This window comes from Streptomyces sp. NPDC101237 (genome assembly GCF_044767465.1).
Taxonomy (GTDB): domain Bacteria; phylum Actinomycetota; class Actinomycetes; order Streptomycetales; family Streptomycetaceae; genus Streptomyces; species Streptomyces gramineus.
Map to the genome: position 1 here is coordinate 194,340 of NZ_JBIWNY010000011.1, position 13,588 is coordinate 207,927.

Below are 13,588 nucleotides of genomic sequence, written 5' to 3' on the forward strand. Positions count from 1 at the left end.
CGGACCGGGCCGGTGGGAACAAGTGCATGCAACTGTATGCAGCAGATCGGGCGATCCCGCCGCCCACGGACCTCATTTCACGGAGCCGCAATCTTCGCCGGCCCTCGGAGGCCGGCTGCGCCCCCTGAGGCCCCGCGCCCTCCAGCGGCGGTTGCGGTCTGCCCGGGGGCGGCCGAACACCCATTCTCTTGCGGGCCGGGGTCACGGGCGGTTTCACTGGGGAGATGGTGACCTTCGCCGCCGCGCTGACGGGCTTCTGGCCCTCGCGTCGCGTCCATCTCTTCGACGGGTTCTGTAGCCGGGCCGCGTGACAGTGCTCCGCGGCCCGGGTCGTCCTCGGCCGCACTCGGCCATCACCCATCCCGTGCCACCCGTCGCCCGTCGCCCGTCGCACCAGAGAACCGAGGTTCCCCATGTCCGTGACCGATGACCTGCTGGCCAACAACGCCCGCTACGCGGAGTCCTTCTCCGGTCCGCTCCCGCTGCCGCCCTCCCGGCAGCTCGCCGTCGTGGCCTGCATGGACGCCCGCCTGAACGTCTACGCCGTCCTCGGCCTGAACGACGGCGAGGCCCACGTCATCCGCAACGCGGGCGGCGTGGTCACCCAGGACGAGCTCCGCTCGCTCGCCATCAGCCAGCGGCTGCTGGGCACCGAGGAGATCGTCCTCATCCACCACACCGACTGCGGCATGCTGACCTTCACCGACGACGGGTTCAAGGACGCGATCCAGGAGGACACCGGAATCCGTCCGTCCTGGGCGGCCGAGGCCTTCACCGATCTGGACACGGACGTGCGGCAGTCGATCGCGCGCATCAAGGCGGACCCGTTCATCGTGCACAAGGACCGCGTCCGCGGGTTCGTCTTCGACGTGGCGACGGGCAGGCTCTCCGAGGTGCTCTGAACGTCGCGCTCCCAAGGCGCCGCCCGATCAGAGGGCCGGTCGTGGGGCAGGTGGCGACGGTTGCCCTTGCCTCTGACGTACGCGTAAGGGGTTAGGTTCTGCGCTCCGGCAGCCCGGCCGTTCCGGCTGCCGGCAGCCCTCGCTCGCCCTCGAACCCGTTCAGGAGCCTCGACATGGCCGCCGACCTGCCCGCAACGTCCCGCGAGATCCTGCTGGCCGACACGCCCGGCGGACTGCCCGGGCCCGAGGACTTCACGATCACGTCGCGGCCGGTGCCACGCCCCGGGCCTGGACAGGTTCTCGTCCGCAACCGGTACTTCCTCGTCTTTCCCGGGCTGCGCACACTGATCGGCGACGAGGCCGACGGCATGCCGCTCCCCCGCATCCGCTCCGGCGACACACTGTTCGGCCCCGCGGTGGGCGAGGTCGTCGCGGCCGGTCCTGGCGTTCCGCTGCATCCGGGGGACGCGGTCACGCATCTGCTCGGGTGGCGGGAGTACGCCCTCGTCGCGGTCACGGACTGCGCTCCGCTCGGCGACCTCCTGCCTGACCCGGTGGCCCATCTGTCGTCCGGGTCGGCCGCCTACGGGGCGTTGACCCGGCTCACAGGCGTGCGTCCGGGCGACACTGTGTTCGTCACCGGAGCGGCCGGGGCCGTAGGGACGCTGGCGGGTCGGATCGCCCGGTTGCTGGGCGCCGGGAGGGTCGTCGGGAGCACCCGGTCACCGGCCAAGGCCGAGCGACTGCGGGCCGAACTGGGCTACGACGCGGTCGTGGTGCCCGCGGCCGGGCACGGACCCCTCGACGGACAACTGGCGGAGGCGGCACCGGACGGCGTCGACGTGCTCGTGGACAACGTCGGCGGTGAGCAGCTCACCGCGGCCGTGCGCGCCGCGCGCCGAGGCGCACGCTTCGCCCTGGTGGGCGCGCTGTCAGGACAGCTCTCGCCGAACCGGGGCGGTGGCAGTTCTCCCGCGGAGATAGACACCTTCCGCCTCGTCGGCCGGGGCATCTCGCTGCACGGCTACAGCGGACAGGACCATCCCGACGTCGGGGCGGAATGGACCGGGCGCTTCGGGGACTGGCTGCGCTCCGGCGAGATCACCTTCCCGCACACCCGGATCCCCGGCATGGATCGGGCCCCTCAGGCGTTGCAGGGACTGTTCGAGGGACGGCACTTCGGAACCGTCGTCGTGGAATTGCCGCCACGGTGACGCACCGGTGCGCGGTCGCGGCGACGGAGGCCGAGGTTCGGGGGCGGACATGCGGATCGGGGACGCGGCGGCAGCGGCGGGGACGACCCCGCGGGCACTGCGGTTCTACGAGGAACGGGGTCTGCTGCCACCACCGCTGCGCACGCCCGCCGGGCAACGTGACTACGGGCCGGAGGCGGTGGCCAGAGTCAGGGTCATCCGTGACCTGCTGGCGCTCGGCCTCACCGTCGAGGATCTGCGCAGCCTCTCCGACCGGCTCGGCCTGCTCGGCGGGCTCCCGCCGGGGCGATGCCGGAACCAGGACGGCGACACTTCCGGCGCCGGGGTGATCACACGCAGGCTCGCGGCCCTCGACGCCGAGATCGACCGGCTGACCCGACTGCGCGAGGAACTGGCCGTGCGCACCTTCGGTCAGCAGTGACGGCACGTCATGGCCGGCGGTCCGGTGCCGGTTCCCGGTCGGGGTACCGGGGTCCGACCGCCGTACGGGCGCCCAGCGCCGTGCCCTTGTGCCGGCCGAGCTCGCGGCGACACCCACCGAGCGAGCCGGACTCCTCCGGCGACCGGTCGTGGCCGCCGCGGCCGGAGTGGGCGTCACGGCCGTGGCGGGCGCCGGGTGTGCCGTACGGGACAGCCACAGCGCCAAGCCGAGCGCGGTCAGGGCGGTGGTGGCGGGGCCCACCGCCAGGCCGCAGCCCACACCCGCGTACGGGGAGATCCAGCAGGTGCGCCCACGACGACCGTCCGTACCCGCGGTGAGATTCCGCGAGTGGCGGCGACCGTACCGACGGCCGGCGCCGTGTTCATGAGGCCGAGTTCCCCGGAGCCGACGTCAGGGAGCGGAGTTCAGCGACAGTTCTGGGCGAACTGGTCGGCGCGGCGGCCCGTCCAGAACGGGTCGAGCAGCACAGCGCGGGCCTGACCTGCGTTCTCCATGGCCGCACCACAGCACACGGAACAAGGTGCGTTCACCATCCGTCCCGGCACGTGAGACAACCCCGGACTGCATCCCGGCCGGATTCGATCCGCCGGGGCCGCACACACCCGCACACCTCCGCACCGCACCTGCGCGGCCGGTGTCTTCGCAGCCCTGCGTGAAGGACGTCACTGCCCCTGAATCGCGATGGCGGGGAACCGGGCGAGGTCCTCATCACCAAGGGGAGGGCGAAGCCTTCCTTGTCACAGCGGGCGCCACCCGATGTCGCCCTCGGACCATGCGGCCGACGCTCTCGTCGTCCGATGCGGCCGCGGTCCAAGGCTGCATGCCGTCCGCAGTGGCGGTCGGCGCTCGCCGGTGCTCATCGATACAACCACCCCCTGGAAGAGCCCTCCTCGGGCGTCCACCGCCACTTCAAGGCGTCCGGCCCGGTGGAGGACCTCCCTATCCCTACTGTTTTAGTAGAGAAGCGTTGACGCCGTCGTCGCGCTGACTCACCATGGGGCCATGTCCCGCGCGCAGCAGCCCCTCGTACGCCGCCGGCACGTCGACTTCCGTCGAGTGGCCAGCGCCGTCTGCCGACGCGGCTAGCAAGGCGACCGGCGCTCCAGGGCGTATCTGGTCCCCCGCCTCTTCTCGCTGCGGTCACTCGGAGGTCCGACAGACGGCTGGGCCATCGCCGCAACGGGTCTCCACGCGACCTCGCAGCGAACGGTCGCTCCGGTTCGTCAGGGTTTCCGCCCCGGCCGGCGCGTCGATCTGCCACCCGTGCAACTCCCCCTATCCAGGGAAGCGACTACAGCCATGACTTCGGCATCCCCACCGCGCGTGACTCTGCTCCCCACCTCGCCGACCGCCCCTCGTCGCCTGCGTCTTGTGGACGAGGACCCGCAAGAGGAAGGAGAGGAGCGCACACCGCCCGACGACGGATCCCCGCTCGTCGGCTATCTGGTGCTGCTTCCCGAGGGGGTCGACCCGGCCGCGCTCTTCGCCGACGCAGGACTGCGGCCACAGATCCACCCGGTCGCATCCGACGACATACCGCTTCCGACACGGACACCGGACCAGGCGGTCCCGGCCGGTGACCCGATCCGTATCGACACCGAGCGCCATGTCGCCGAGCTGGACGGAGAGGAACTGGACCTCACTTATCTGGAGTTCGCCCTGCTGGCCCGACTCGTGGTTCATCCCCACCGGGTCCACACCAGGGAACAGTTGGTCGAGCACGTGTGGGGACACACCCACGTGGGGGACGGACGCACCGTCGACGTGCACATCGCACGCCTGCGCCGGAAGTTGGGCGTGGCCCATCGGCAGCGGATCGTCACAGTGCGACGCGTGGGCTACAAGTACGTGCCTGCCCCCTGAGACAGCAGGAGGACCGACACATGACGTACCCGCCCACGCCGCCGCGCGCCACCGACGCGCTGTTGGCCGATCTACGTCGTGACCTGCCCGGTACGGCCCTCAGCACCGGCCCCGAGGCAACCGTCCCGTACTCCGCGGACCGCTCCGGCAGCCGCCCTGACGGCGCCCCCCTCGCCGTCGTCCACGCCGCGAACGCCGACCACGTGCGGACGACGCTGCGACGCGCGCACGCCCTGCGGGTCCCGGTGGTGCCGCGCGGCGCCGGGAGGGGGCTGTCCGGCGGCGCGAACGCCGGTGCGGACAGCGTCGTACTCGACCTGTCCCGGATGAACCGGATCCTCGACCTGGACCCGCACGAACAGCTCGCCGTTGTCGAACCGGGTGTCATCACCGCCGCACTCGACCGAGCGGCAGGCGAGTTCGGACTGCGCTACGCACCCGGCCCGGTGAGCGCGTCCGTCTCCACCGTCGGCGGCGGCATCGCGACCCGCGCGGGCGGGCTGCGCTGCGCCGAATACGGCGTGACACGGGACGCCGTGCTGGGCCTGGACGTCGTTCTCGCGGACGGCACCGCGATACGGACCGGCCGCCGTACCGTCAAAGGCATCACCGGCTACGACCTGACAGCCCTGCTCGTCGGCTCCGAAGGCACCCTGGGCGTGATCACCGCCGCGACGGTGCGGCTGCGCCGACTGCCGGAGACGACGGCCACCGTCGCGGCGTCCTTCGCCACCTTCACCGAGAGCACGGAGGCGATGTCGGCGCTCACCGCGGCCCGGCTCGACCCGTCCATGGCCGAGTTGCTGGACGGGCCGGTGCTGGCCGCCGTGGACGAGGCGCAGGGAACCGACCTGCGCTCGCGCGGCGCGGCGCTGTTGCTGCTGCAGTTCGAGGGACGGTCCGCGGAAGCCGAGGCGCAAGGGGCGGTAGGGCTGTTGCGACAGCGGGCGGTGTCGGTCGAGACGACCACCGACCCCGCGGAAGCGGACCGGCTCCTGACAGCCCGCCGACTCGCCCTGCCGTCGCTGGAGCGGCTGGGCCGCGTGCTGATCGAGGACATCGCAGTGCCCCGTGCCCAACTGGCCGCAGTCGTCGCGGAGATCAGGGTCATCGCCGAGCGCCACGGAGTACGGATCTTCACCTTCGCGCACGCCGCCGACGGGAATCTCCACCCCGTCCTCGTCCTCGAACCCGACGCCCCCGGCATCCCGGACGCGGCCCGGCACGCGGCGGGCGACATCTTCACCACCGCGCTCCGCCTGGGCGGCACCCTCACAGGAGAGCACGGAGTTGGCACCCTCAAGCGGAAATGGCTCGCCCAGGAACTCGGCCCCGCGCAGCACCCGCTGCAGCAACGCATCAAGGCGGCCTTCGATCCACATCACATCCTCAACCCGGGCAGAGCCCTCTGACCGCCCTCGCGCGTCTGTTCCCCTCCGCTCCCGGGAAGTCGCCACGCCAGAACCGAGGAGTCGCCCATCCTGACCGCTCCGGGAAGGGGGACCTCAGCCGCGAGCGGGGCGGTGAGGCCGAGTCCGTCCTGTGGCCCGGACAGCTGACCGCCGTCCTCGCGGCCCGCTCGCCGACACTCAGGACGAGCGGCAGCCCACTTCGACACGCCGGTCAGCCCGTCTCGACGCCACCCCTGCCACCCCACAGGCCTGCGTGCCGGCTACTTCCGTTGCGTGCGGTCGCGCAGGATGGTCTTGCCGGTGTTCTGTCCGCGCAGCATTCCCAGGAACGCCTCCACTATGTTCTCGAACCCGTCGATGACCGTCTCGTCCGCAACGAGTCGGCCGCTCTGCAGGTGCGGCACCGCGAACTCGTACAACTCCTCCTGCACGTCGAGGTAGTTTCTGACCAGAAAGCCCTCCATGCGAATGCTCTTCTCCACGAGATCCGCGTGATTGATGCGTGACGGTGCCGTGTCCGGGGTGTTGTACTGGCTGATCGTGCCGATGCGCACGACGCGCCCGAACTCACGCAGCACCCCTACCGCCGCGGCCAGTTGCTCGCCACCGACGTTGTCGACGAACACGTCGACGCCGTCCGGTGCGGCCTGGCCGAGCAGGTCGGCGGCGGACCCGTCGTGGTAGTCGAAGACGGCGTCATAACCCACCTCGTGCCTGAGGTGGGCGGCCTTCGCCGCCGAGCCCGTGCTGCCCACGAGCCGCCCGGCGCCGAGCAGTCGGGCGAACCGCGCGGTAGCCGTGCCGACCCCGCCCGCGGCGGCCGACACCAGCAGGTCCTCTCCCTCGTGGAGCCGGGCTATACGGGTCAGGCCCACGTAGGCGGTCAGGCCGGTGCCGCCGAGGATGCTCAGGTAAGCGGTCAGGGGCACCCCGTCGAAACGGGGCAGCCGCCGGATCTCCTCGGGTGCGACCACCGCGTGCGTGCGCCAGCCCCGCCGGTGGAAGACGATCTCCCCCTCGGCCAGCCGGGGCGTGCGCGAGGCGACGACCCGCCCGATGGCACGGCCTTCCAGCGGTGCGCCGAGCGCGAAGCCGCCGGGCACGCCGTCCATCATCTCGCGGTGGTAGGGGTCGACGGACCAGTAGAGGTTCTCCACCAGTGCGCTGCCGACCGCGGGTTCGGGAAGCGTGGACTCGGCGAAGGCGAAGTGCTCGGCTGTGGGAAAGCCGTGCGGGCGGGCGGTCTGGTGCACGGTGAGCGCGGTCTGGTTCATGACCGGACCGTAGGACGGGAATGCGCCTGGCCGGCAGCCGGTTGGGCTCATGCGACGCCGGTTTCCATGAGCCGTTCTCATACGACGAGGTGAGCGCCCCGTGGCCCGCACGACCGACTCCGATCTCGCCCCGCACGAACTGCGCGTCCTGGTGGCAGTCGCGGACAGCGGGGGCTTCTCGGCCGCGGCCCAGGCGCTGGATCTGACGCAGTCCGCGGTCTCCCACTCGGTGCGCGGCAGCGAGCGCAAGATCGGCGCCGTCCTCTTCGAACGCGACCGCGCCGGCGCCCGCCCCACCCCTGCCGGGGAGAAAGCGGTGGCGCACGCCCGCCGCGTCCTGCGCCTGCTGGACGTCCTGACCGCTGAGGCGCGCGGTGCGGGTCGGTCCGACACGGCCCAGGGGCCACTGCGAATCGCGGCCTTTCGCAGCGCGGCTCTCCACCTGCTGCCGCCCGTCCTCCAGCGGCTGCGTGCCCGGCATCCCGGGATCGAGCCGCGGGTGCGGATCGTCCGCGAGGTGGGGCGCGGCACCACGGGCGAAGTGGCCGGCGGAAAGGCCGATGTGGCCATCGCCACGCTCGGCGGCCCCGTGCCGCTGGCACCGGGTCTCGTCGCGAGGGGGCTCTTCGACGAGCCGTATGCCCTGGTGCACGCGGCGGGTCACGTCACCCCGCGTTCGCTGCCGCTGGTCGACTGGGCCGAGAACTGCGGCTCCTACACCCGCGACTGGTGGGCCGCACAGGACTGGATCCCGGAGGCGACCGTCGAGGCCGAGGACGACGGGGCGGTTCTCACCTTGGTGAGCGCAGGACACGGGATGGCGATCATGCCCGCGCTCTCCCTGGCCGGAGCGCCGGACTCGGTGGGAATCACCGATCTGGGCCCCGCACGCCCGACACGCCAGGTCGGCTATGTCACCACGTCCGAACTGGCGGAGTCCTCCGTGGTGCGCGCTTTGGTGAGGGAACTGCGGGCCACGGCTCCCCAGGGTGTGCGCCTTCTCGGTCGCGGGGCTTGATCGGGCCGGGTGGCACCCCGTTTCGCTCTCAAATGGCCGGCACCGGCGTCCTCTCCTCGTTCGTGTCGAGGAAGCCGACGGCGAAGTCCGTGGACCGCGTGGAGAAGTGGCCAGGTCTTCAGGCCGAGGGCAGACCAGAGCTGCTGTTCGCCGTCGGTGAGCGGAACACGGGCGGCGCCTGCCCCTCAAGGACACCGAAGCCGGCGTCCGCGGCGGACGGCGAGGTCAGCGGATTCTCCTTCCACCGCGCGCGAGCTGCCGCCGGGTGCCACCGCGGCTCAACGGCCGTCCGCACCGCAAGCGGGCGGCGGCCTCTGTCCTGCAGAGCGGGTTCTGATGGCCGCCCGTGCCGCTGCCGGAGCAGAGGGCGAACCCGCCCGGCAGGACCCACAGGAGTGCCTCGACGGAGTGCTGTCCGGTCAGGAGACTCCCGTCGGCGCGGTCGTCGACTGGGCGCGGCTGCGCGTCCTCGATCCCGGCGATCTGCTCGCCCTGCTCCCGCCCGAGGTACCTTTCGCCACCTCCGGATCGACCGGGCCGCCGGCCGTGTGGCTGCGCGGGCGCGGCCAACTCGTGACCGAGGTGCCGTGGAGCTGGCCCGCGCGCTGGCCGGTGCCGAGCCGGACGCACTCGTGGTGCATGCACCGCTGCACCACTTGTACGGCATGCTCTTCGGCACTCTGCTGCCCGCGCTTCTGGGTCGCCCCGCGTACTACACGCGCACCGTCGACCCCCTCCCCCGCCAGGCCGGGCGGTTGCTCGTCGTCGCCGTGCCGTCGTCGTGGTGGAGGTTCGACCGGGCGGCGGCTGAACTGGCACGGTACGAGCGCGTGGTGATCGCGCACAGCACCGGCAGGCTGCCGGCGGCGGCCGGCCGGGCCCGGCAACGTCAGCCCGGCGTCGGGCTGTTCGAGGTGGACGGCTCGACCGAGACCGGGATGATCGGGCAACGCACGGACGAGAACGGCGACTGGACGCTCGCCCCTGACGTGTCGCTGGCCGGGCCCACCGTACCGGGCCGGCAGGCCCTACTGGCGGTACGCAGCCCTCGGCTGGCGCGGCCCACCGGCGGCGGCTTCCCGACGGAACACGTCCTGGACGACGTGGTGGAGACGGTCGACTCCCGTACCTACCGGCTGGTCGGGCCGGGTGGGAAGACCGTGAACATCAACGGCCGACGGGCCGACCTGCGCGCCATCGAGGCGACCCTGCGCGCCGCGGTCCCCACCGCGTCGCCCGTCTGTCTTCTCGTCGAGGATCCCGTGCGCGGCGGCTAGTACGAGGTGCGCACACACGGCGGGCCCGGGGAGCGGCAAGCGGTCGAACAAGCCGCGGTCCGGCCGTCCGTCGCCTGACGCACCGACCGTCCGTCCTCCCGGCACACTCCTGATCACATCCGCGTCCCCTGCGAGCCTTTCGAGTCCCGCAACGCCCTTCTGATAGCTTCTGACCCTTTTGAGAGGGAACTCCCGAGGCCATCTGCCGCCTCCGGTCCGCCCTCCGCCGCCCCGGCGGGGCCAAGGCCGCCCTCCATCCGTACGCATACGATCTCGCCGGCCGCACGGCGCGTACGTGTACGGAAGCGGAGGTACGACCGGTTCCCCGCGTCTGAGCCTGGTGCCGACCGGCATGTTCGTCGAGGACATCGTCTGGAACTGGCGGCCGCTCGCCTCCGACGACGTCCTCGTCAACTTCAACACACCCGGCCGGTACTCCGACGGATCCAGCGTCGGCGTGCAGTCCGGGCTCTGCCTCGACGCCGTCGCAGGCGTCACGGCCAACCGCACCATGATCCAGCTCTGCTCCTGCTCGAACGGCAACAACCAACGCTGGACCCGTACCTGAGGGGGGCCTGCCATCAACGAAGGGGTGAAGCCGTGACAGCCCACGGTGCGGCTTTCCCCCGCCCCTCCGCAAGGACATCGTCGACGGTCCCGGGTCGCCGCCGCGGTGGCGGCGACCTCGCGATCAAGATGCTCGCCGCGGTGCATCCGGCGCCCGCCGAGGTGGCGGCGCGGTGGGTTCCGGTCTATGACAGCGGGGCCCGGTTGCGTTCCCTCGCATCGGTGGCCGGCGCCACCAGGGGAAGATGCGCTCGCAGAGTGGTACCTCTCCCCTTGGGGCTGTGCAGGTCGAATATCCCGCCGAGGGCCCTTACCCGGTCGGTAAGGCCGACCAGCCCCGAGCCGGTCCCCGCGTCGGCGCCTCCGACACCGTCGTCGCGAACGGACAGGCGCAGGACGCCTTGGCCGGTCCTCGCACAGACGTGGACGCAGGAGGCGTGGGCATGCTTCGAGGTGTTGGTCAGCGCTTCGGAGACGACGTAGTACGCCGCCACCTCGACGGGCTCGGGCAGCCGCCGTGGAACGTCCACGTCGAGTTCCACCGGAACCGGTGAGCGACGGGCCAGAGCCCTGAGTGCGGCAGGCAGACCTCCCCGGGTGAGAACTGCCGGATGAATGCCGCGGGAGAGCTCGTGCAGGTCGTCCAGTACCCCTTTCAGGGATTCGGCGGCCCGGGAGATCCTGGCCCGCAGTTCCTGTTGGTCCGCAGGGACCGTGCTCTGGGCCACCTGCATTTCCAGCAGAAGGGCCACCAGTCGCTGCTGGGTGCCGTCGTGCAGATCACGTTCGATGCTGCGCCGCGCCCGGTCGGTGGCCGCGAGGATCCTGGCCCGAGAGGTGGACAGTTCTGCATGACCCTGTTCCAGCGAGTCGGCCATGCGATTGAAGCTGCGCTCCAGGAGCCCGATCTCGCCGATCGCAGTCTCCGGAGTGCGGGCGGTCAGGTCCCCGTTGGCGAGATGGTCGGCCATGGCGGCAGTCCGGCGTACTGGACGCACGATTGCCCTGATGACGTAGCCTGCGACTCCGATGGTGGTCACCACAAATCCCGTCAGACCGGCGATGGCGGCGGCGACAGCCTGGTCGGTGGGCGTCGCGGCATGTACCTCCCTTTCCTTGGCCATGGCCTGCTCGCTGGCCACGAGGTCATGAAACCCGTCCAGAATCACCTGGAAACGGCTGTTGTCCTCTCCGTTCAGGACGGACCGCTCTCTCACGGAAAGCCCGTGCCCCGTGGCGTTCGCCAAAGACGTGGAGGAATCCTTGATATATGCGGTGCACATGTTCTGGATCCACTCCGCTCGGGCCAGCTCTCCAGGGATGTGTGCGGTGAGACGCTTCAGCTTGTCGGCCTCCTTGGGGAAGGCGGCCACGGAATTCTGCCAGCGCTTGACGTACTGCGGCTGTCCGGTGAGGGCATAGCCGTGCAAGTCCGTATCGAAGGCGAGCACCCGTTGCTCTTCCTGGTTCGCCGCTATGCGCACCTCTTCTGAGTTCTGTGCAAGCTGGTGGACGGCGCGCAGGTCGACAGCCGAGTGCAACAGGATGGCGAAGGCTATGCCGATGGGGAGCACGAGGAGGCTGCTCGCGACGATCAAACGGCGTACGACGCCTCTGACCCCGCCAGTTCTCCGGGTTCGAGAGGCGAGCAGATGCACGGGTACCTCCCTGTCGGTGAGACAGTTCTGCACGAACCTTCTACAGCGTGCTCGCTGGACGAGGCTCAAGGACAATGTTGGACATGAGGTCAGGAAGCTCGGCGTCCGGCGTCGGCGGCCGGCCGAGCGAGGGCGGACCGGCCATGACGCACCTGCGCGTCGTCCTCGCCGAGGACGACGTCCTCCTTCGCGAGGGTCTGGCCAGCCTGCTGCAGCGTGCGGGCTGCACGGTGCTGGGGAAGGCCGCCGACGCCGTCCAGTTGCTCGACCTGGTACGGAGAGTCACGCCGGATCTGGTGATACTCGACATCCGGATGCCGCCCGGACAGGCGACCGAGGGTCTGGACGCGGCGCGCACCATCCGGCAGGAATTCCCTGGCATGGGCATTTTGGTCCTCTCGGCGTATGTCGAGGTGGAGAGCGCGTTGGAACTCCTGGACCGCGGGCACAGCATCGGTTACCTGCTCAAGAGCCGTGTAAGTGACGTCCAGGATTTCCTGGAAGCGATGCAGCGGATCGCGAGGGGCGGGTCGGCGCTGGATCCCGCCCTGGTGCAGGAACTGGTGTCCGCCCGCCGTAGGGAGGATCCGCTGGCCGCACTCAGCACGAGGGAACGCGAGGTGCTCGCGTTGATGGCCGAGGGCCGCTCCAATACCGGCATCGCCCGCCGGTTGTGGGTCACCGAAGGAACGGTGGAGAAGCATGTACGCAATATCCTGGCAAAGCTGAACCTTCCGGCGACCGAGGACGACCACCGTCGCGTGCGGGCGGTCATCACCTTTCTGGAGGCCAGATGATCGAACTCTCACGGTGATCCTCGTTCGCTTCGGCGAGCAGGGCGCGAATTGCATTTCCCGACAGGGCAGTTTTCGCCAGGAAACCGACTGCGGCACTCTCCTCGATCATGCCTGTGTATTCTTCCTCGGCGTGGACGGAAACCAAAATGACCAGCGGCGGAGACGGGCCTGTGTCGAGCCGCAGTCGGCCGACCAGCTCCAGTCCGCATTCGCCACCCAGATCGATGTCGACCAACGCCACGTCCGGCTTGAGTTGCTTGGCCTGTCGCAATGCCTGAGCGCTGTCGGACGCCATACCCACGACTTCTATGCCCTGGCTCGTGAGCAGACAGTGAGCGGCTCGGAGGAAGTGGGGACAGTCGTCGACGATTAGGCAACGCATCAGGTATCCAAACTCCCCTAGGTGTCCGCTCTTCGAGCAGTCGGCGAATGAGCCACGGGCAACATCCATCCGCCGGGAGATGCCTGGAAGTGAACTCTCGGGTGAGCAGCCGCGCTTCCGGCTATCCGTCCCTCAATTCCATCACATGGGACACGGGAGAGGGAAGCACGATCCTGCTACGTGCGTGCACGATAGTCGCGGCTTCCTGTCTGGTAATGCTGACAGGAAGGAGTGGATGGATGCTGACCGTCATGACGCGGCTTGGCTTTTTCCATAGCTTTGACGTGTTCGTCAATTCCCACTCGCAGAGGAGAAAGTACGTGCCAGCCGTCTGTACCGTGTTCGTCGGAAATCGGCCCCTTGTGGTGACTGCCGCCGGTGAATTGGACGTCGCCACCGCTGCCCACACGGAAGCGATCTTCACCGCCGTGAGCGGCGGCTCCCGCCCCGAGGTTGTCATCGACCTGAGGCAGGTCACTTTCCTGGACTGCGCAGGAGCACGTCCCCTGACCGCCGCCGCCCGCCTCATCCGTGAGGCGGGGGGCCGGCTGACGCTGCTAGCCGATCACCCGATGGTCGTCAAAGTGCTGCGCTTCCACCAACTGTTTCCTCATGGCGCGTCTCCGACCGGCGGCGCGGGCCCGGCTCACCATCCACCCGCGTACCCCCCGGCGCCGCGTCTTTGCGACCACCGCTGCCGGTCGTTGGCGGAGGAACGCTGACCGAGTCTCCCGTCACTGCCGGGCCGCGGCAGCGGCCCGGCGGAAGGAAAATAAAAGCCA

The 13,588-nt window shown here is 70.2% G+C and carries 13 protein-coding genes and 1 pseudogene; 11 read left to right on the plus strand and 3 right to left on the minus strand.

Features of this window, described 5'->3' with window-relative positions:
* The first annotated feature begins 413 nt into the window (after positions 1–413).
* From ACIRQ9_RS19260 to ACIRQ9_RS19285, 6 genes are all read left to right on the plus strand, one after another.
* A complete protein-coding gene (locus ACIRQ9_RS19260; RefSeq protein WP_401649794.1) occupies positions 414–902 on the plus strand; it encodes a beta-class carbonic anhydrase in 489 nt (162 codons plus the stop codon).
* Between the two features lie 173 nt (positions 903–1,075).
* Positions 1,076–2,116: an MDR family NADP-dependent oxidoreductase gene (locus tag ACIRQ9_RS19265; RefSeq protein WP_404174354.1), complete on the plus strand. Its 1,041-nt coding sequence runs from the start codon at positions 1,076–1,078 to the stop codon at positions 2,114–2,116.
* A 49-nt stretch (positions 2,117–2,165) separates the two neighbouring features.
* Positions 2,166–2,537, plus strand: a complete 372-nt coding sequence (locus ACIRQ9_RS19270) for a MerR family transcriptional regulator (RefSeq protein ID WP_404174357.1) — start codon at positions 2,166–2,168, stop codon at positions 2,535–2,537.
* 1,023 nt (positions 2,538–3,560) lie between these two features.
* Positions 3,561–3,644 (plus strand): putative leader peptide, encoded by an 84-nt coding sequence (locus ACIRQ9_RS19275; protein ID WP_351945955.1) that lies wholly within the window; start codon positions 3,561–3,563, stop codon positions 3,642–3,644.
* Between the two features lie 213 nt (positions 3,645–3,857).
* Positions 3,858–4,421, plus strand: coding sequence for a winged helix-turn-helix domain-containing protein (locus tag ACIRQ9_RS19280; RefSeq protein WP_404174360.1), 564 nt, complete (start codon positions 3,858–3,860; stop codon positions 4,419–4,421).
* A gap of 20 nt (positions 4,422–4,441) precedes the next feature.
* Complete coding sequence (locus ACIRQ9_RS19285; RefSeq protein ID WP_404174363.1) at positions 4,442–5,833, plus strand: FAD-binding oxidoreductase; 1,392 nt, start codon at positions 4,442–4,444, stop codon at positions 5,831–5,833.
* A 260-nt stretch (positions 5,834–6,093) separates the two neighbouring features.
* On the opposite strand, the gene ACIRQ9_RS19290 is transcribed toward ACIRQ9_RS19285, so the two are convergent.
* Positions 6,094–7,107: an NADP-dependent oxidoreductase gene (locus ACIRQ9_RS19290; RefSeq protein ID WP_404174366.1), complete on the minus strand. Its 1,014-nt coding sequence runs from the start codon at positions 7,105–7,107 to the stop codon at positions 6,094–6,096.
* A 100-nt stretch (positions 7,108–7,207) separates the two neighbouring features.
* On the opposite strand from ACIRQ9_RS19290, the gene ACIRQ9_RS19295 reads away from it, so the two are divergent.
* From ACIRQ9_RS19295 to ACIRQ9_RS19305, 3 genes and pseudogenes are all read left to right on the plus strand, one after another.
* Positions 7,208–8,125 carry a LysR family transcriptional regulator gene (locus ACIRQ9_RS19295; RefSeq protein ID WP_404174369.1) on the plus strand — a complete coding sequence of 306 codons (918 nt, stop codon included), beginning with the start codon at positions 7,208–7,210 and terminating at the stop codon, positions 8,123–8,125.
* A gap of 587 nt (positions 8,126–8,712) precedes the next feature.
* A complete protein-coding gene (locus tag ACIRQ9_RS19300; RefSeq protein WP_404174372.1) occupies positions 8,713–9,402 on the plus strand; it encodes a hypothetical protein in 690 nt (229 codons plus the stop codon).
* 436 nt (positions 9,403–9,838) lie between these two features.
* Positions 9,839–9,970: pseudogene (locus ACIRQ9_RS19305) on the plus strand (RICIN domain-containing protein); the annotation flags it as partial.
* Positions 9,971–10,154: 184 nt separating this feature from the next.
* Here ACIRQ9_RS19305 and ACIRQ9_RS19310 read toward each other — a convergent pair.
* Positions 10,155–11,627 carry a HAMP domain-containing protein gene (locus tag ACIRQ9_RS19310; protein WP_404174375.1) on the minus strand — a complete coding sequence of 491 codons (1,473 nt, stop codon included), beginning with the start codon at positions 11,625–11,627 and terminating at the stop codon, positions 10,155–10,157.
* 143 nt (positions 11,628–11,770) lie between these two features.
* On the opposite strand from ACIRQ9_RS19310, the gene ACIRQ9_RS19315 reads away from it, so the two are divergent.
* Positions 11,771–12,424: a response regulator gene (locus ACIRQ9_RS19315; protein WP_404174378.1), complete on the plus strand. Its 654-nt coding sequence runs from the start codon at positions 11,771–11,773 to the stop codon at positions 12,422–12,424.
* Here the strand turns inward: ACIRQ9_RS19315 and ACIRQ9_RS19320 are convergent.
* Positions 12,402–12,875, minus strand: a complete 474-nt coding sequence (locus tag ACIRQ9_RS19320; protein ID WP_404174381.1) for a response regulator transcription factor — start codon at positions 12,873–12,875, stop codon at positions 12,402–12,404. The two genes, ACIRQ9_RS19315 and ACIRQ9_RS19320, sit on opposite strands and share 23 nt — an antisense overlap.
* Positions 12,876–13,045: 170 nt before the next feature.
* On the opposite strand from ACIRQ9_RS19320, the gene ACIRQ9_RS19325 reads away from it, so the two are divergent.
* The gene (locus ACIRQ9_RS19325; protein ID WP_404174384.1) at positions 13,046–13,528 is read left to right on the plus strand and encodes an STAS domain-containing protein; all 483 of its coding nucleotides are present in this window, start codon (positions 13,046–13,048) and stop codon (positions 13,526–13,528) included.
* Positions 13,529–13,588: the final 60 nt, after the last annotated feature.